Here is an 18,202-nt window from a genome sequence, read left to right as displayed (position 1 = left end):
AACAGCCTTAAAAGCAGGACTGCTTTTAAGGCTGTTTAATTGTACGAGGAGTAATCAATATTTCAACCCTTCTATTTTTCGCTTGCCCCTCTGCTGTATTGTTAGATGTCACCGGTTTGAACTCTCCAAATCCTTTTGCACTGAACATGCTTGGATTAAGCTTATCATTTTTTAAGATAACTTTCATAAAGTTAACTGCTCTCATCACGCTTAACTCCCAGTTGGATTCAAAACCAGCGTTGCGAATGGGTACGTTATCAGTATGACCGCTAATAATGATATTACGAGGAGGATCAATCACCAAAAGTTCTGAAATATCATTGGCGATTTTTGTATCTTCACTTCGAACCTGCGCTCTTCCCGAATCAAACAATACATTATCTCGAATGGAAATTAAGAGACCTTCATCAGTTAGCGAAGTCTGTAATTGATTTGTTAGGTTTTTCTTTTGAATATACGCATTAATTTTAGATTGAATTTGCTGAAGCTCTTCTTGATCAGCTTCTCGAATGGTTTGCTCCTTTTGTTCGCTCGTTAACGATTGTGAAGAAGCAGGAGACTGATTAGGAGCTGTCTCCACTTCATTTGTTTTTTCCGTACTTTTAGCTGCAGGAGTATTTGAAGGCTGAACCGCTTCTTCAGATTCCTCCAGAGATTGAAATTCCATCACGCCCGTTCCTCCAACGAACGCCTCATTAAATGCGCGAGAAAGATTCTTAAATTTTTGCGCATCCACTGAGCTCATTGCAAACAATACAATGAATAAAGCAAGTAAAAGTGTAAGCAAATCTGAGTAAGGAAGCAGCCAGCTTTCGTCAACATGGTCCTCTTCATGCTTTCGTTTTCTGCGTCTACTCATTTATGCCCACTTCACTTTCTTGAAGAAGCTTTTTACGTTCCGCTGTTGGCAAATAAGAAGCCAGCTTTTGCTCAATTACTTTTGGTGTTTCTCCTTCTAGAAGTGAAAGCACTCCTTCGATCATCATATACTTTACCTTTACTTCATGTTTCGATTTACGCTTTAGTTTATTTGCAAACGGATGCCATAGTACATACCCAGTAAAAATACCAAGAAGCGTAGCAACAAACGCCGCGCTGATCGCATGTCCTAGCGTATCTGTATCTTCCATGTTCCCAAGCGCAGCAATTAACCCTATAACAGCTCCAAGTACACCGAGAGTTGGAGCATATGTACCTGCTAAAGCGAAAATACTTGCACCCGTTTGATGTCTTTCTTCCATCGCATCAATTTCTTCAGACAACACGTCTCGTATATAATCCGCACTTTGACCATCAATAGCTAAATTCAAACCATTTTTTAAGAAAGGGTCATCTACATCAATAATTTGGGCTTCAAGTGATAGTAACCCTTCTTTTCGAACAACTTGTCCCCATTCAGAAAACATGGATACTAAATCAACGGGCTGCAGCATTTTTTGTTCTTTAAACAGGACACCAAACAGTTTTGGGACTCTTTTGATTTCATTTGAAGGAAATGCAATCACTACTGCTCCGACGGTTCCGACAATAATAATTAAAATAGCAGCCGGATTTCCTAACACAGATGGATTAACCCCTTTGAAAAACATGCCTACAATAAGAGAGGCTATTCCTAAAATCAGTCCAATAAAAGATGTTTTATCCATATGTAATTCTCCTATCCTTAACTTCCTGTTCTTTCTTTTTGTATATTTTATCCTCATCTTTTATTTCGACTATTTCATAGAATTTTTAAGCTTTTTATGAATCATATTTACAATTACAGCTTTTCTCTATTATAAAAACACTTTTTTTAACTTTTCATACAGAATGTCTGAAGGTCCAGCTATAATCGCTACAATTTGATTTTCCACATAAATAGCAGCCGTCATCTTATTATCAATATCAGCTAAAATGGCAAATCCGACGTTAATGTTCAACTTTACTCACCTCTATCACGTTCTTGTTTATTCAACATATAAAAAGAACAGTCTTACCATTTATTTTTCCGTGTTTTATTGACATTTGTAAATTTTATATTAAGATTATGTAAATGAGTTGACAAAATGGAGGTGGTATTATGCTACTAGAAAAATACTGTAAAGACACTGATTTAATGATTATCCAGTTTACAATTGAACTAACAAAAGACATTCACGCTAAAATCTCCGCACGTACTTTATTTTATGAAGAACAGGTGATACGTTATGCTGAAAAAAGAATACGTTCTTTCTTACACCCTCTTTCCCTTAAACATACGCTAAAATTTGTCTATCAATCTGAAATACTACAAACCATTCTATTCAAATTAAAACCAACTTTTGAGCAGCAGCATGTATTGCGCTGTATTTCATCTTAAAAAGGAGTTTCCTTTAGCGGAAACTCCTTTTTGATTTGATTCTACGATATAGACGATATGCTTTTCTGATCACGTTTAACAACGGGTATGGCAAGCGGATATGGTACTTATCAATAAACGGATAAAAGGTGTAATAAGCTTTTACAAGGTCTGTCCATTTTTTATCAATACCTTCCTTATAAAAGTCAGAAATATCCACCACATACCCTCTTCCATCTTTCATCATGACATTTTTACCATGCACATCATACGGGTTTAAACCCTGGCTTCTTGCATAGTCCAAAGCTTTGTTCACATCTTTTATGACTTGTTCTGGAATCTTTATTCCCCGCTGGACGGCATCATACAGTGTAACGCCTGTAAGTCTTTTTAAAATCAAGTACGTCTTTCCCTCATGAAAAAGTTGAGAATAAGCTGGGTGAACGCCCAGCTTTCTATACACTTGCGCTTCTTTTTTTACACCATAAATTTCTCTTCCGTATACTTTCACGACAAATTCAGGATAATTTTCGTGCGTAAACACACCGGCATAGTTTCCTTTACCAATAAGTACCCACTCTTTTGTTTTGTTCGTAACTTCAACTGGATCATAGTCACTTTCACTTTGAATCGTAACTTGCGTTAGTAATGATGTTTCAACTAGCGACACCAACTGTTTAATTGTTTTATCCATAGTCCCCTCTAAAAATCCTTCAGTAATCTCTATCAAATATTACCCTATGATAAATCTCAATGCAGGATGTGTCAATAAATTGACAGTCTGATATAAAGAGGGAAAGTATTCCCGTTCATTCAAGACTGGGTGTGAACTTTGTGAACATTCACCTTCAGTTCTTCTTTCATATTCAGCATTACGCCCGCCATCGGAGAAATAGATTCGGGCTTAGTCAGCTGAAATAAAAAGCGCTTTGTCATTTCTGACAGAAAAATGGTTACTATTTCAGTGATATAGTCCGTGCCCCTTTCCGCTTGATGCTCAATCCCAAGCGGCATATACATATAGCTTGGGACATCAATGGACCCTCCTTTTTCAAAACGGTCAGGTAAAAATTCACTTGGCTCTAAAAAATAATCTTCATGGCGATGCATCATATAAGGGCTAATTAACATAATCTCCCCTTTTTTAATACTGTAGCCATCTATTTGTATATCTTCACGTGCTTGACGCCCAAATAGCCAAAGAGGCGGATATAACCTCATGCTTTCAGCAATTATTTTGCGCATATAGGTCAGATTTTTGGTTGAAAGCGATTCGCCGCTAGCATAGGCTTGAATTTCTTTATGCAGCTGAAGGTGCTCCCTAGTATTTTGAGACAGTAAATGAATAGACCAGCTGCATACGTGCGTAATCATTTCATACATCGAAAGGAATATAGAATTTAGCTGTTCGTATATTTCTCTTTCATCGCTGTCTTCTCCGCAAGAATTCAATATATACTGCAGTAAATCATTTCCTTCGGTTTTGTTTTGAACACGCATTTGAACGCGTTCAAAAAGGAGTTGTTCGAGCTGCTCATCTGAGTCAGGCTGGTGCAAAGGCAGACGAATATAAATTTTGCCTAACTTTTCTTTTTTTCTCATAAGCGCTTGAACGTAGTGAATTTTATCTTTATCCTCAATCGAAATGCCAAATACAAGTTGAAGGAGTACAGCTACGACTATCTGTCTTATGTCTTTTACTATCGTTCGAAGCTGCCCTTCTTCCCACGTTTCCGTATGCTTTTCAATTATTTTTGCTATTGCTTCCTTATTATAGGTTAGATGTTGTTTAAGTTGTGAGGGTTGAATGGGGCTCATGTATAATGCTTCATCTGTCCATAACATTTCTTCGCCTAGCAGCGTTTTAAACATGTGCGTTAGTTTAATTTTTTGAAACGCCTTGCTGTTTGTAATGACTACATCTTTAATAAGTTGAGGGTCTCTCGTTACATAAAAGCGTTTGTGCGCAACTCTAAATGTTGCAATTTCTCCATACTGAGTCAAGTTTTCCAAAAAACCCAGGGGGTTCTCTCTAAACTTTTGCAGGTGACCGGTAAGCTTATACGACGAGGGGCCCTGTATAACCGGCAATGTTATCACTCCTTTTCTAAAAATGCGGGACTTAAACAAATAAAAGAGTAGTCCACTAAAGACTACTCTTTTTCACACAAAGATATGCTATTGATTTTCACAAAAATTCTTACTAATTATTCCATATTGATCCATACGCTTTTCACTTCAGTGTAGTTATCAAGCGCATAGCTTCCCATTTCACGACCAATTCCCGACTGTTTATAGCCTCCAAACGGGCTTGCTGCATCAAATACGTTGTAACAGTTCACCCAAACTGTACCTGCTTTAATACCATGAGCAATATAGTGTGCTTTCTTTAAATCCTGTGTCCAGACGCCCGCTGCTAGACCATATGCTGTATCATTTGCTTTGGCAATCAAATCATCAAGATCGTCAAACGGCATAGCAGCTACAACCGGACCGAAGATTTCTTCACGAGCAATCGTCATTGAATGATCGACATCTGCAAAGATAGTCGGTTCTACGAAATAGCCTTGATCAAATGGAATGTTTCCTCCTGCGAGTACTTCTGCTCCTTCTTCTATTCCTTTATCAATATAGGTTTTCACTCGTTTTTGCTGCTGCGCAGATACAAGCGGCCCCATTGTTGTCTCATCTGCTAATCCATTTCCTTGTTTAATAGATTTCGTTTGAGAAACTAAATCAGCTACGACATTATCATATAAGCTTTTTTGGACATACAGACGACTTCCAGCACAACATACTTGTCCTTGATTAAACATAATACCTGAAAGTGCACCAGGAACCGCTTTTGTTAAGTCTGCATCCGGCAGGATAATGTTTGGTGATTTACCTCCAAGCTCTAACGTCACACGCTTTAAGGAGTCACTAGCTTGCTTCATAATTGCTTTTCCGACAGCAGTAGATCCCGTAAAAGCAATTTTATCGACAAGATCATGATGAACGAGCGGTTCACCTGCTGTTTTCCCGTAGCCTGGCACGATGTTTAGCACGCCTTTTGGGAACCCTGCTTCATCGGCTAGTCGAGCCAAGTAAAGTGCAGAAAGCGGCGTTTGCTCGGCTGGTTTGAGCACAATTGTACATCCAGTTGCCAAAGCGGCTCCGAGCTTCCAAGCGGCCATTAAAAGCGGGAAGTTCCACGGAATAATTTGGCCAACAACTCCTACTGGCTCATATCTTGTATAGTTAAAATACGCTCCTTGCACAGGAATAGTTTGTCCAACCATTTTAGTTGACCACCCAGCAAAGTAGCGGAAATGTTCGATTGCTAATGGAATGTCTGCATTTGATGTTTCACGAATTGGTTTTCCGTTATCAAGCGTTTCAAGCTGCGCAAGTTCCAATTGATGTGTTTCCATTAAATCAGCTAATTTATAAATAAGTCGACTTCTTTCAGCTGCTGACATCTTTGTCCAAGGTCCATGATCAAAGGCTTCTCTAGCCGCTCTGACGGCACGATCAATATCCTCTGGATTTGCTTCAGCTACATCTGCCAACTTTTCACCCGTTGCTGGATTTACTGTTTCAAACGTTTTTCCTGAAACAGAGTCTACCCACTCGCCGTTAATGTATAGCTGTTTAACTCCTTTTAAAAACTCCACTACTTTCGGACTCATTTCAACTTTTTTCGCTCCAAGATTTTGCATCAAATACATACCTCCCCACGAATTTTGAAAACGCTAACAATGAATATTTTACCATGTTATCTAGTAAAATCAACAATTTTACATACAATATTCTGAATTTTTCTACATGCATTCCAGCTATCTAAAACTTATCTTACTAGTACAAATGTCGAAAGAGGCGAAACGTTTACTGTATTTCCTTTCACCGTACGGAGCGTTTTTGTTCCTGCCTGCTCGCCGTCAACAAGTAATCTCCACGTTCTGTTAGAAGGCAGATGAACCGTTTGAGCTTGTTTATTTGCATTATGAATCACCATTATTTCGTTTGTTTTATCTTTATTAGCTTTAGCATTTAACGTATAACCTACTACGTTTGATGGTGCGTCAACAAAGCGTAAATTTTGATGAATAGCCTGTGCACTCGTCATTCTAAATGAGGAATATTGCTTTCGAAGCGCAATAAGTCCCTTCATATAATCTACTTCTTGGCTGAAAGCTGCTCGGCGCTTCCAATCTAGCTGATTGACAGAATCGGGTGACTGATAGCTATTATGATCTCCGCCTTTTGTTCTCATAAACTCTTGACCTGCATGTATAAAGTTCATTCCTTGAGATGTTAAAATAATAGAAGAAGCAAGCTTATGCATTTGCTTTTTCGTTTGCTCGGTGTCAGCAGGGTTCGTCAGCTGAAGCTTATCCCATAACGTATGGTTATCGTGGGCTTCTACATACGTCACAACTTGATCCGGGTCTTCATACGTGGCAGTTGAATGATCATAATCTATTCCAGCTGCTATACTTTGCTGTATGAGCTTTTCTTGACCCTGTTTTCCATTAACAAATCCGTTTTCACGATCAAAAAACACGCTGCCTTTAAGACCATCTCGCATACCATCATTGAAGTGAGCGATGCGCTTCATATCCTGAGCGTTTTTCTGATTAGCTTTTAGCTTAGCATCAAGCTCGGTTCCTAGATCCCAGCCCTCTCCTAAGACGATAATGGAAGGGTCAATTTCATCTAACTTCTTTCTCACTTCATTCATTGTCTTTGTATCGTGAATCCCCATTAAATCAAATCGAAACCCATCAATGTGGTACTCTTTTGCCCAATACGCAACAGAATCTACAATAAACTTCCGAACCATCTTCCGTTCAGACGCCGTGTCGTTTCCAACACCTGTTCCGTTGGATAAAGTTCCATCTTCTTTATAACGGAAGTAGTAGCCTGGAACTAGTTTATCAAAGCTATGCTCACTCACTGCATACACATGATTATAAACCACGTCCATTACCATACGAAGCTGCTTGTCATGAAGCGTTTGAATCATTTGTTTAAGCTCAATAATTCTCGTCTTAGGATTATATGGATTTGTTGAATAGGAACCTTCTGGGACGTTGTAATTTTTTGGATCATATCCCCAGTTAAACTGCGGCTCGTTTAATTTCGTTTCATCCACCGTACGATAATCGTAAATAGGCAGGAACTGAACGTGCGTCACACCTAAATCTTTAATATGACTGAGTCCTGTTTTTACTCCATTTGGTCCTTTCGTATTCCACTCCGCTACGCCTAGATATTTTCCTTTATTTTTGATACCGCTCTCTTTTTGAGACGATAAATCTCGTACGTGCAGTTCATAGATAATCGCATCTTCTGGATTTTTAAATTTCGGCTTATTTGCACTCCACTTTCTCGGATTTGTCTTAGCCAAATCTACGACAACTCCGCGATCTCCATTCACCGTTGTTGCTCGTACATATGGATCAACCGCTTCGTTCCAGCTGTTCCCAATTTTTACTTTGTACGTATAAATTAGTTCATCTTGATTTCCTTTTAACTCCGCTTTCCACGTTCCTTTTTCACTTTTAGTCATAGAAATTTCTTTTACAGCTTTGGAGTTCCATGACGAATAAATCACTAGCTTGGCTTCGCTTGCAGTTGGAGCCCATACGCGAAAATTTGTTTGTTTCTTAGAATACGTGTTTCCTAAATCGTTTCCGCTATATGCATACTTTTCGTCAAATTCTTTCGTGCGAACGACATTTCCATTGACTACATCAGCTGAGCCGTAGCCTTTTTGCTTAACTTTATACGTTTTTGTAACGTCCAAAGGCTGTTTTGTTATGATTTTAACTTTAGTAGTAGCAGCGTCTTCTCCCTCTTTATAAGGTATCACTTTCTCAATTTGAGCTCCGTCAATTTCAATGTCTCCTACACTCTTAGAAGAGTCAAACGGCACGTTTGTTTCTAAGGTGATTTGATTAAATGTATCCATAGTCGCTTTCGTGATTTTCCGAGTGATATCTACTCCTGCTCTATCATAATAAATTCGATTTTGTCCTTGAACAATCCATACTTCTACATTCCCATCTTTACCAACCTTGGTAATAAAGCGGTCTCCTCCGTCTTTATTTTCCCAATCGCTGTCACTAGTAGAATGGCGTACAATAAAACCAATTTTGTCAAATAAATTGCCACTTCCACTGTTAATGGCGTAAGTCGCTCTCTTCCCAAAATTCGTGTCTTCCGTAAATTCGATTTGCTTGCCTTCTTTTTCATCACCGGGCCATGTCCAAATGTTCCACCCGCTGTAATCTCCGTCGTACCGATGATAATTTAAGGTAACGTTTACTTTATCAAACTTCGGTAAATCTCGGTATTCACCGTCAGGAGGAGACGTATATGTATGTTCATCTCCACTTTTCACCCATACTTCTCCTTCACCGTTCTCCACCGAAACGAAGCGGTCTCCTCCATCTTTTTCCCACGACTCTGTTCGAACAATAAAACCTACTTTGTCATAAGTACCGGGTAATTCAACTTCCGCTACTTTTCCAAATTGATCTTCCCCTGTAAATGCGTAAGGCTTCCCTTCTCCTCCTTCAGGAAAAACCCATAATCCCCATTCCTTTGTATCATTTGGAGCAGGCTGATAGTGAATCGTGATTTTTGTTGCGTCTGCTGCAGATGCAAACGATTGCATAAATGGGCTAAAAAAAGAGCTTACTAGTAAGAGTAAAGCCGTCAGTACCATTGCATATTTAGTCCAACTACGTTTCAATGAAAACCCTCCCGTAAAATAAAGTACGTACACATTTTTCACTATAACCTTTTTTGAAAGCGTTATCATAAGTATTTTTTCCTATTTTATGTGGATAAAGAAAAAAAATCCATAGTTAACAATGTTAACTACGGATGACGTATCTCTTTTACACTTCTGCTGTTTCAGGTGAGATGGTTTGATCGTTGTATACGTTTGTATCTAGCTCTTTTGTTAAATTACTAGTGACGACTCCGGCTGTCATGCTTCCACTTACATTAAGCGCCGTACGCCCCATATCAATCAATGGCTCTACTGAAATTAATAAGCCTGCTAGCGCTACGGGCAAATTCATAGAAGATAATACAAGTAAAGCCGCAAATGTCGCTCCTCCGCCAACGCCTGCTACGCCAAACGAACTAATTGCTACAATGGCAATCAACGTGAAAATAAATGAAGGCGTTAAGGGGTCAATACCTACCGTTGGTGCAATCATAACGGCTAACATAGCTGGATATATTCCAGCGCATCCGTTTTGACCAATTGTAAGACCAAATGAACCTGCGAAATTCGCAATTCCTTCTGGAACCCCTAGCTGTCTTGTTTGTGTATTAACATTCAAAGGTAATGCTCCAGCACTTGTACGGGAAGTAAAGGCAAAAGCCAATACAGGAAATACTTTCTTAACATATGTGATCGGATTTACACCGATGATTGTTAGAATAACTAAGTGAACAATAAACATAGCTGCCAATGCGACATATGATGCTACAACAAATTTTCCAAGTTTAACAATTGCATCAATATCACTCGTTGCTACTGTTTTGGTCATAATTGCAAGTACCCCATAAGGAGTTAAACGAAGAATTAGCGTCACTACACGCATTACAATTGCATAAAGCGTATCAATAATTTTTGAAAATAACGCCGCTTCCTCAGCCTTTTTACGCTTCACGCCTAAATACGCAATTCCAACAAATGCCGCAAAGATGACAACGCCAATCGTGGAAGTTGAACGTGCGCCTGTTAAATCAAGAAACGGGTTAGCAGGCAATAATTCTACTACTTGCTGTGGGATTGTTTTTGCTTCTAAACTAGATAAATTGTTTTCTAAGTCCTCTCCGCGCTGAAGTTCCGCTTCCCCTTTTGTGATTTGGACAGATTCTAAATTAAAGCTCGTTGTTGTAAAAATACCAATTGCAGCTGCTATCGCTGTTGTGACAAGCAAAATCCCAATAATTAAACTACTAATCTTTCCAATATTGCTCGTCAATTTTAAGCGAGTGAATGCCGCTACAATCGATACAAATACAAGCGGCATAACAATCATCTGAAGAAACTTAACATATCCGCTTCCTACGATGCTAAACCAATCGGCGGTCGTCATCGTTACTTCATGAGTCGGACCATACACCCACTGAAGAGCAAAGCCAAAAATAATTCCTAGTCCAAGCGCTGTAAACACACGCTTTGAAAATGATACATGCTTTTTCTGCATCATAAACAGCCCCGCAAGCAATGCGAGCATAACGAGGACGTTTAGGATGACTAATAAGTTATTCATAGATGTTCCCCCTGTAATTTTTTCCATAAATTATGTCTCTATTACTTATAATATAACAATACCAATAAGTCAACTAGGTTTTATATTTTTTCCTGAAGACAGTTTTTTTGAATAATTTTGACAAAACAAAAAAAAAGCTAAGAATTTTCCTTAGCTTTCTATTTTACGCTTGTATGTACTTCAGTGGTCTTTTGCTCCGTTACCAGAGATGGCCTTTCTTTCATCAGACCGGATGTACTACAATTCATATATAGGATTACATTTCATATAATTCATTTAGCCATTTTACAAACAAATGTCTGGGCAATTCTAGTTCGTGAAGCTCGACATATTGAATATCAGACAGCGTCGTTCCTCTAGCCATATAAAAGTACCACTGCCAGCCAATATCTTTAGCAATGGCATAGGATTTAGCTAGATCTTGCCTACTATCTGTCTGCTGCATATCATTCATCCACTGCGTTTCATCCGCTTCATACTCATAATAATGGAGAGTATATTTATCACACCAATACGTAAGGTCCTGATGGGAAAACGGATTTTCTCCGTCACATACTTGAAGCAATAGCATTCTTAAATTTTCCGGTGTATACGGTAATATAATTTTTTGATCTGCACGTCTCATTTTGCTACCTTCCTGACATGTTCGTTTCTTTTATTACATCATGTACAGCTGCGTTTAGCAATAAGAAATGGATGACGTTTTCATTACTTTTCGTTTACAACATTTCATTTGCTTGCAAAAACCGCCGTATCTTCGACATACAGAGGGAGTCGGATTTTAACAATCGTCCCTTTGTTCTGCTCACTCTCAATCTGCAGGGTACCGTGATGATCATGAATAATTTTGGAGCTAATTGTTAATCCAAGCCCCATTCCTTTTTCTTTTAAAGTAAAAAACGGTTCTCCTATATGTTCTAGACGGTCTTTAGAAATTCCTACTCCTTCATCTCTAACTTCTATAAAAATATAGTTATCCTGCACTGTTTTGATTGTAATGTAAATATTTCCAGGCCTATTCATGGCTTCAATTGCGTTTTTAAAAACATTAAGTAATACTTGAATAAGGTGATTTTTATTTCCATACACACTAGCGTTATTTGTTTGTTCATCGTATAAGAAGTTAATGTTTTTCAATAAAGCTTCATGGGAAGTTAAACTCATTACATACTTAACCGCTTCTGTAAGAGAAAACACGCGAAAATGTTCACTTTCAGGTTTTGACAAAAGGAGCATTTCACTGACAATACCATTAATTCGTTCCAGCTCATCAAGCATGATGTTAGCATACCCTATTGCGGATCGGTCTGTTTCTTTCATGAGCTGAACAAACCCTTTAATACTCGTAAGCGGATTTCTAATTTCATGAGCAATTCCAGCAGCTAATTCGCCTACTACAGAAAGCTTTTCCTTTTTTATGAGAAGCGCTTCTGCAAGCTTTTGCTGAGTGATATCTCGTCCAATCGTGATAAGAGCTTTTCTTGAGCCATCATCAAAAAACACAGGTACTTTAATAACATCAAATGTTTTGACCTCGCCGTTTGGTATTTCAAATGCTTCTTCCGTGCGTACCTTTTCCTTTTTTCTCCATGCTTCTTCATCCGATGAAATACAGTGTAAGAAAGCGGCTTGAAAGAAAGGCACAAGTTCCCCAAGTTCTGCATCGGTTTTACCCCTGTAATCAATACCCTTTAAATGATAAAGTTCTCTTCCAAAATCATTCACCGCCACCCATTTGCCAGCTCCATCTTTAAAACAAATAAAATCTGGCATTGAATTTATTAATGTAGCAAGCTGATATTGTTCATCAGACACCTGGGTATGAATCGAACGCTTATGAAGTAAATAAAACGTGCCAGCCGTTACGCCCACTAGTAAACTATCTTTTATCAAACTGCTAAGAGCATATGCTCCTTTAAAAAATGCCATTGTTTGAAAGACGATGTACACCCCTACAAGCAGAAGACCCGCTACCGCCGCTGCTTTTCGTACACCCTCCCTATTTTTTATCAATATTTCCCACCAGCCTTTGTTTTTTACGTGAATACTCTCTATGTCTCATCAATTAAGTTCTGAATATTCTTCTTACTTTTAAACTAGTTTACCTTATTTTTTTATTCTTATCTAATACCTTTTTTTATTACTTTTGACACAGTTTCTTTTATCCTCTTTAGTTGTTTCCGCATTTTCATTTTATTTGAATTATTTTCTCTATCAAAATAGGAATTTAGATACGGAATAGTCTGGAACATTTAGGTAATAATACTCTTTTTTGTATTTTCTTAATATTGTAAATTCGAGTAGTACCAACTACATCGATAAATTTAGGGGGATTTTAATGAAAAAAACCGTGATTTCTTTGGCTGTAGCAACAAGTTTGACTTTATCTTTTACAAGTGTACAAGCTTCTACTTCTGCAAATGCTTCTCACCATCAAAGTTCTGAACAAAAAGTATTAAAAAAAATCAATGCTGAGAAAATTTATCAAGACATTGCGTATCTCTCAAAAAAACCTCGTGTGGCAGGAACTGAAGCTGAACGCGAAGCTGCTACATTTGTTCAAAAGCGTTTGTCTAAACTAGGCTATGAGAGCGCAGTAGAGCCTTTTACCTTTACCGGTTACACACCAGCAGCTAGTTTTTCACTAAGCGTAAACGGTACCAGCTACTCTCCGACAACTTTTACTTATAGCACCAATGGAAATGTCACTGCTGAAATTGTAGATGGAGGGCTGGGTACAAAAGATAATTTAGCAAACAAAGATGTGACAGGTAAAATTGTATTAGTTCAGCGAGGCACTATTACTTTTGGTGAAAAAGTATTAAATGCTGCTGAAAAAGGAGCTGCAGCCGTCATTATTTTTAATAATACAGACGGTGAGCTAAACGGAACGCTTGGCGGCGCTAATGATAACTACATTCCGTCTCTTGCTGTTACCAAAGAAGAAGGTGACAAGGTTCTTACTTCTATTCAAAAAGGCGAAAAGCCTTCAGGTACAGTAAAAATTGAAGGAGCTGTCGTAAGTGAGCGAACATCTTATAATGTAACCGCTACTAAACCTTCTACTTTTAAGAAAAAAGGAAAAAATGATATTATTGTAGTAGGTGCTCATCATGATTCTGTGGCCGGAGCGCCTGGGGCAAATGACGATGCTTCTGGAACAGCTATGGTGCTTGAATTAGCTCGCGTATTTAAAACTCTTCCTACTGATACAGAACTGCGATTTGTCACATTCGGAGCTGAAGAAGTAGGCTTACTAGGATCCGAGCATTATGTTAGTGAGCTATCTGAAGATGAGAAAAATCGTATTGTTGGAATGTTTAATTTAGACATGGTAGGAAGTCAAGATGCGGGAGATTTGGTGATAAATACAGCTGATGGAACACCAAATCTTGTCACAGAATTAGCTCAAGCTTCAAGTACAAGATTAAATGGAGCACCTACGCCATTCCAAGCTGGCGGCCGCAGTGATCACGTTCCGTTTGCAGAAGCAGGAATACCGGCTGCTCTATTTATTCACAGTCCGTCTGAACCTTGGTATCATACGCCTGAAGATAACCTTGATAAAATAAGCAAAGAAAAACTTCAAGATGTGGCTGAGATTGTTGGAACAGCTATTTACGATCGTTCCCGTCCCGACCAACAAGGTTCTTCAGTTAAAAAGAAAGCAACATTTAAAGCTCCTCATCTTTATCACGAGCAAGATGTTAAGTAAGAATCTATCCCTGTTATTCATACATGGTCAAAAAAAGAGATGTTTATGCATCTCTTTTTTTGATAAGCAGATTTCTCAAGGTTTTAAATCCATTATGCTACAATTATTATAGAGGAACCTCATTTATTACTTACATAAAAATTTTGAACAAACGAGGTGTATTTTTTGGATTTTACGGTAGACCATTCAATTCTTTTACTATCTATTCTCCTTGTCATAGGGGTACTTACTGCAAAGTTCTCTACTCGCCTTGGAGTCCCTTCGCTTGTACTCTTTATTATTGTAGGAATGGTTGTTAGCCACTACATCTACTTTGACAATGCTCTTTTAACACAAGGATTCGGAATATTAGCGCTTATCATTATTCTTTTTGATGGGGGCGTGCAGACCAAATGGAAAGATGTTAAACGCGTTGTTCGCCCTTCCGTTTCATTAGCTACTTTCGGAGTCCTTATTACGACAGTTTTAACGGGTGTACTTGCCAAATATATTTTAGGTGTTACTTGGCTTGAAGGCTTTTTATTTGGGGCAATCGTTGGCTCTACAGATGCTGCAGCCGTGTTCTCTGTACTAGGAACACAGAATATCCGCCAAAAATTAAACTCCACGCTAGAAGCAGAATCTGGTTCCAATGATCCGATGGCCATCTTCTTAACCGTTTCTATTATTGAATTAATTCAACATCCAGACTCTCCTATCCTCTCGTTAATCCTTAATTTCTTTTGGCAAATGGGAATCGGGCTGATACTTGGTTTAGTACTCGGAAAAGCAGCCGTGTGGATTATTAATCGAATTAATTTGGATTCTTCAGGTCTTTACCCTGTGCTTACATTGTCATTAGCCGCCTTAACCTATGGAATTTCCACATTTGTAGAAGCAAGCGGTCTACTTGCTGTATATGTAATGGCAGTGGTAGTAGGGAATGCAGATCTAACTTATCGTCACACAATTGTCCGCTTTAACGAAGGTTTTGCATGGATGATGCAAATTTTAATGTTTATTTTACTCGGCCTTCTTGTCTTTCCTAATCAACTGCTAGATATCATTTGGCAGGGTATACTGTTATCTCTTTTACTTATGTTTGTCGCTCGTCCACTCGGCGTATTTCTTTCGATGATGTTTGCTAAATACTCATCCAAAGAAAAACTGTTTATTTCTTGGGCCGGTTTAAAAGGAGCTGTTCCAATTGTATTGGCTACTTATCCTATGATGGCAGGTTTGGAGAACAGCACGCTCATTTTTAACGTCGTTTTCTTTGTTGTTTTAACTTCCGCTCTTCTTCAAGGAGCAACAATCGCTCCTTTAGCCAAATTTCTAAACCTTTCTCAAGGTGAAAAAGAGACGGTTCCTCACAGTCTCGAGCTTGTTTCGATGGGCAAAACAAAAAATGAAATGATTGAGTTGAAGCTCGTGGAACATGCAGATATATCAGGAAAATCGCTTGAAGAACTTCACCTCCCTGAAGACATTTTAGTGACTGCTGTTATTCGAGATGATAAACTACTTACCCCTAGAGGAAATACACAAATTTTTGCAGGTGATACATTATATATTCTTATTTCGAAGAAAAAACGGGATAAAGTAAAAGCATTTTTCCAAAAAAATACGTCTGATGGGGACGAAAGAGAAGGAAAAACCAGTTAAAAAATTGGTTAAAGTCTTTACGAGAAAAACAGCACTCGATTATTGAACGGAGTGCTGTTTTTGCTGTTGCATCAAATAAAGAGATTTATAATTGGGGTGATGTTTTAAAAGTTCTGAGACCGTTACAAATTTATACCCCTCTTCCTTTAACTTCGGCAAAATTTGTTTTAATGCTTCAATGGTTTGGGTTCGATCTCCTCCCGTATCATGAAACAATACAATATCTCCTGACCTGGCATGGTTAAGCACTTGACTTACAATTTTACCTACGCCTGGATTTCTCCAATCAAATGTATCTTGATGCCAAGACCAAAGAATAATGGTATACTGCTGATTTTTAGCAGCTTTTACTACCCGATCGTCATAATAGCCAGTAGGTGGACGAAACAGGTAAGGTTTTATTCCTGTAATAGCTTGTATACGTTCATCCGCTTTTTCAATTTCTTGTTCAATTCTCTCTACTTCCTGGCCCCTTACTTTCAAATGGCTATATGTATGATTAGCAAGTTCATGCCCTTCACGAACTTCTCTTTGAGCAAGCTTGGGAAACGATGTTACTCGATCGCCGACTACAAAAAAAGTTGCTTTGGCACCGTACTCTTGCAATAAATTCAAAATGGTAGGCGTATATTTAGGATCTGGTCCATCATCAAATGTAAGCGCAATTAACTTCTCGTCTTTCATGGGAACTTCCCATACGATATCTCCTTTTTTTTCATAATAAAATCTGCTCTTCTTTGCAGCATCCGCCTGAATACCATAGAAATTAATGGAAACAATAATGATAATTGACAAGCACCATTTCACTCAATGACCTCCTTTTTTGTCTAGGTGTGATTCATGCGTATTGTCAATAAACGCTTTGATACCAACTGCAAATAATCGTTCATCACCCAAACACACGCGCTGTTGACGGCGATTAGCTGCAGAAGTTGATTTACGGTTTTTCATAGTCTTCTCTCCATTACTAATTGATTGTGTTTTTAGCTTTACCAAAAAGTCAAAAATAAACCTACGGGTTCTAACATGGCGAAAACATTTTTTTATAGTAATTACACGCTGTCTAGCGTTTTGAATAGGAGATATATACATGCGAAAATTTTATTTAGCGCTTCTGTTAATGATAAGCATAACCATGGTTATACTGCCTTCTGTTAAAGCAGTCAGTGAAAGCAATAAGGAACATCAGCAGCTCACCGTAAGCGAACAAGGATATTCTCTTTCATTGCCCAATGAATATACGCTTCAAAAAGAAGAGGATGGAAAAGATATTCTTTTTTCAACCAAGACTCCCTATACGTGGATGCGAATTGAAGTCCTTTCCGGGAAAGAAAGTACAAGCAAATCATATCTAGATCGTTCAAAAAAATTGTTTGATGACCAGTTTGGAAAATCGTTAAAAATTTCTTCTGCATCCCCATTTCTTCAACCCGTTGTGTTTGCATCTACATCAGGGAGTAAAAAAGAAACGGCAAAGCTGTATGTACTGAGAGAAACAAAGGGGCACCCTGCTTTAAAAATCACGATGGTTACAGCTAAAAATTCTGATGATGAAAAAAAGTTAATTTCAATTGTGAACTCAGTAAAAACGCATGAATGAAAATAGATAAGGAAGCCAGCTATGAAAAAAAAGATATTTCTTGTTTGCTTTATATGTTTGATGAGTGGCTGCTCAACTGCTTTTCGTGAAGAGCTTATTAACACACAAGAAGAAATTCCAAAAGAACGCTTGCCACAGCAAAAGTTCACCTATCCTTACAAAGGAAGCAGCAGAACAGATGCGGGTTATCTTAAAAGAAGCACCAATCAAAACTATACGCTTTACGTACTAGAAGGATACGAGTTTACAGAAGAAGAGCCACGAAAAGATGTCATTTACAACAAAAAAAATGATGCTTTGTGGATGCGGATTGAAGTGTTTCCCTCAAATAAAAGTGTAAAGGAGCTCAATAAAGAAACAAAAGAAATTTTAAGAGCTGGCTTTTCAGAAGTGGCTTCCCTTGATACGCACCTCATTCACCATAACTTAGAGATAGAAGCTGCGTACAAAGCATCAGATGATAAAAGTAACGCATACGGTTTTCTCGTTCGAAAGCAAAATCATCACCCTACTTTCCGGTTAACGATCTTTGCTCCTAAATCCGAAAGGGATTTAACGCCGTTTTTAGAAATGGCGAGAACGCTTCAAAATGCATAAAACAGAGAAAAAGTCGGTTTACAAAGTGTATAAACCGACTTTTT

The 18,202-nt window shown here is 38.3% G+C and carries 17 protein-coding genes; 5 read left to right on the top strand and 12 right to left on the bottom strand.

Features of this window, described 5'->3' with window-relative positions; translation table 11 throughout:
* Window positions 1-25 precede the first annotated feature (25 nt).
* The 3 genes from ACFX4E_RS15915 to ACFX4E_RS15905 all read right to left on the bottom strand — a co-directional run bounded on the left by ACFX4E_RS15915 (window position 26) and on the right by ACFX4E_RS15905 (window position 1,919).
* Window positions 26-859 (bottom strand): flagellar motor protein MotB, encoded by an 834-nt coding sequence (locus tag ACFX4E_RS15915; protein WP_028408764.1) that lies wholly within the window; start codon window positions 857-859, stop codon window positions 26-28.
* Entirely contained in the window at window positions 852-1,646 is a 795-nt protein-coding gene (gene motA, locus ACFX4E_RS15910) for a flagellar motor stator protein MotA (protein WP_013056745.1), read from the bottom strand. Before motA ends, ACFX4E_RS15915 begins: the two co-directional genes overlap by 8 nt.
* Before the next feature lie 129 nt (window positions 1,647-1,775).
* On the bottom strand, window positions 1,776-1,919 hold the full coding sequence (locus ACFX4E_RS15905; RefSeq protein ID WP_014460421.1) for a hypothetical protein: 144 nt from the start codon (window positions 1,917-1,919) through the stop codon (window positions 1,776-1,778).
* A gap of 140 nt (window positions 1,920-2,059) precedes the next feature.
* Here ACFX4E_RS15905 and ACFX4E_RS15900 point away from each other — a divergent pair, with 140 nt between their 5' ends.
* The gene (locus ACFX4E_RS15900) at window positions 2,060-2,338 is read left to right on the top strand and encodes a hypothetical protein (protein ID WP_014460422.1); all 279 of its coding nucleotides are present in this window, start codon (window positions 2,060-2,062) and stop codon (window positions 2,336-2,338) included.
* Window positions 2,339-2,351: 13 nt separating this feature from the next.
* Here ACFX4E_RS15900 and ACFX4E_RS15895 read toward each other — a convergent pair whose 3' ends face one another.
* From ACFX4E_RS15895 to ACFX4E_RS15865, 7 genes are all read right to left on the bottom strand, one after another.
* Window positions 2,352-3,011 (bottom strand): serine/threonine-protein kinase, encoded by a 660-nt coding sequence (locus tag ACFX4E_RS15895; RefSeq protein WP_060747395.1) that lies wholly within the window; start codon window positions 3,009-3,011, stop codon window positions 2,352-2,354.
* 119 nt (window positions 3,012-3,130) lie between these two features.
* Window positions 3,131-4,417: a cytochrome P450 gene (locus ACFX4E_RS15890; protein WP_081085344.1), complete on the bottom strand. Its 1,287-nt coding sequence runs from the start codon at window positions 4,415-4,417 to the stop codon at window positions 3,131-3,133.
* A 107-nt stretch (window positions 4,418-4,524) separates the two neighbouring features.
* The gene (locus ACFX4E_RS15885) at window positions 4,525-6,018 is read right to left on the bottom strand and encodes an aldehyde dehydrogenase family protein (protein ID WP_013082880.1); all 1,494 of its coding nucleotides are present in this window, start codon (window positions 6,016-6,018) and stop codon (window positions 4,525-4,527) included.
* Window positions 6,019-6,146: 128 nt separating this feature from the next.
* Complete coding sequence (gene pulA / locus ACFX4E_RS15880; RefSeq protein WP_377258665.1) at window positions 6,147-9,128, bottom strand: type I pullulanase; 2,982 nt, start codon at window positions 9,126-9,128, stop codon at window positions 6,147-6,149.
* A 79-nt stretch (window positions 9,129-9,207) separates the two neighbouring features.
* On the bottom strand, window positions 9,208-10,602 hold the full coding sequence (locus ACFX4E_RS15875; RefSeq protein WP_377258668.1) for an L-cystine transporter: 1,395 nt from the start codon (window positions 10,600-10,602) through the stop codon (window positions 9,208-9,210).
* Between the two features lie 256 nt (window positions 10,603-10,858).
* Window positions 10,859-11,227, bottom strand: coding sequence for a hypothetical protein (locus ACFX4E_RS15870; protein ID WP_074895971.1), 369 nt, complete (start codon window positions 11,225-11,227; stop codon window positions 10,859-10,861).
* Between the two features lie 104 nt (window positions 11,228-11,331).
* Window positions 11,332-12,615 carry an ATP-binding protein gene (locus ACFX4E_RS15865; RefSeq protein WP_098331608.1) on the bottom strand — a complete coding sequence of 428 codons (1,284 nt, stop codon included), beginning with the start codon at window positions 12,613-12,615 and terminating at the stop codon, window positions 11,332-11,334.
* A 325-nt stretch (window positions 12,616-12,940) separates the two neighbouring features.
* Here ACFX4E_RS15865 and ACFX4E_RS15860 point away from each other — a divergent pair, with 325 nt between their 5' ends.
* Window positions 12,941-14,317 carry a M28 family peptidase gene (locus tag ACFX4E_RS15860; protein WP_377258671.1) on the top strand — a complete coding sequence of 459 codons (1,377 nt, stop codon included), beginning with the start codon at window positions 12,941-12,943 and terminating at the stop codon, window positions 14,315-14,317.
* Between the two features lie 165 nt (window positions 14,318-14,482).
* Window positions 14,483-15,961 (top strand): potassium/proton antiporter, encoded by a 1,479-nt coding sequence (locus ACFX4E_RS15855; protein WP_098331606.1) that lies wholly within the window; start codon window positions 14,483-14,485, stop codon window positions 15,959-15,961.
* Window positions 15,962-16,000: 39 nt separating this feature from the next.
* Here ACFX4E_RS15855 and ACFX4E_RS15850 read toward each other — a convergent pair whose 3' ends face one another.
* Both ACFX4E_RS15850 and ACFX4E_RS15845 read right to left on the bottom strand, forming a co-directional pair.
* The gene (locus tag ACFX4E_RS15850) at window positions 16,001-16,768 is read right to left on the bottom strand and encodes a polysaccharide deacetylase family protein (RefSeq protein WP_025752060.1); all 768 of its coding nucleotides are present in this window, start codon (window positions 16,766-16,768) and stop codon (window positions 16,001-16,003) included.
* Entirely contained in the window at window positions 16,769-16,912 is a 144-nt protein-coding gene (locus ACFX4E_RS15845) for a hypothetical protein (RefSeq protein ID WP_013056734.1), read from the bottom strand.
* A 139-nt stretch (window positions 16,913-17,051) separates the two neighbouring features.
* On the opposite strand from ACFX4E_RS15845, the gene ACFX4E_RS15840 reads away from it, so the two are divergent.
* Together ACFX4E_RS15840 and ACFX4E_RS15835 are read left to right on the top strand one after the other, a co-directional pair.
* Window positions 17,052-17,561 (top strand): hypothetical protein, encoded by a 510-nt coding sequence (locus ACFX4E_RS15840; protein ID WP_098249885.1) that lies wholly within the window; start codon window positions 17,052-17,054, stop codon window positions 17,559-17,561.
* A gap of 21 nt (window positions 17,562-17,582) precedes the next feature.
* Window positions 17,583-18,158 (top strand): hypothetical protein, encoded by a 576-nt coding sequence (locus ACFX4E_RS15835; RefSeq protein ID WP_028408774.1) that lies wholly within the window; start codon window positions 17,583-17,585, stop codon window positions 18,156-18,158.
* Window positions 18,159-18,202: the final 44 nt, after the last annotated feature.

The organism is Priestia sp. YIM B13491, from assembly GCF_042787605.1.
GTDB classification, from domain to species: Bacteria; Bacillota; Bacilli; order Bacillales; family Bacillaceae_H; genus Priestia; species Priestia megaterium_E.
This window is presented reverse-complemented; position numbering and strand designations above follow the sequence as displayed.

Excerpts from the sequence above, each read along its gene's own strand:
- pulA (WP_377258665.1), bottom strand. The coding sequence starts at position 9,128 with ATGATAACGCTTTCAAAAAAGGTTATAGTGAAAAATGTGTACGTACTT.
- ACFX4E_RS15845 (WP_013056734.1), bottom strand. The coding sequence starts at position 16,912 with ATGAAAAACCGTAAATCAACTTCTGCAGCTAATCGCCGTCAACAGCGC.
- ACFX4E_RS15900 (WP_014460422.1), top strand. The coding sequence starts at position 2,060 with ATGCTACTAGAAAAATACTGTAAAGACACTGATTTAATGATTATCCAG.
- ACFX4E_RS15895 (WP_060747395.1), bottom strand. The coding sequence starts at position 3,011 with ATGGATAAAACAATTAAACAGTTGGTGTCGCTAGTTGAAACATCATTA.
- ACFX4E_RS15870 (WP_074895971.1), bottom strand. The coding sequence starts at position 11,227 with ATGAGACGTGCAGATCAAAAAATTATATTACCGTATACACCGGAAAAT.
- ACFX4E_RS15835 (WP_028408774.1), top strand. The coding sequence starts at position 17,583 with ATGAAAAAAAAGATATTTCTTGTTTGCTTTATATGTTTGATGAGTGGC.
- ACFX4E_RS15885 (WP_013082880.1), bottom strand. The coding sequence starts at position 6,018 with ATGCAAAATCTTGGAGCGAAAAAAGTTGAAATGAGTCCGAAAGTAGTG.
- ACFX4E_RS15860 (WP_377258671.1), top strand. The coding sequence starts at position 12,941 with ATGAAAAAAACCGTGATTTCTTTGGCTGTAGCAACAAGTTTGACTTTA.
- ACFX4E_RS15915 (WP_028408764.1), bottom strand. The coding sequence starts at position 859 with ATGAGTAGACGCAGAAAACGAAAGCATGAAGAGGACCATGTTGACGAA.
- ACFX4E_RS15875 (WP_377258668.1), bottom strand. The coding sequence starts at position 10,602 with ATGAATAACTTATTAGTCATCCTAAACGTCCTCGTTATGCTCGCATTG.
- ACFX4E_RS15840 (WP_098249885.1), top strand. The coding sequence starts at position 17,052 with ATGCGAAAATTTTATTTAGCGCTTCTGTTAATGATAAGCATAACCATG.
- motA (WP_013056745.1), bottom strand. The coding sequence starts at position 1,646 with ATGGATAAAACATCTTTTATTGGACTGATTTTAGGAATAGCCTCTCTT.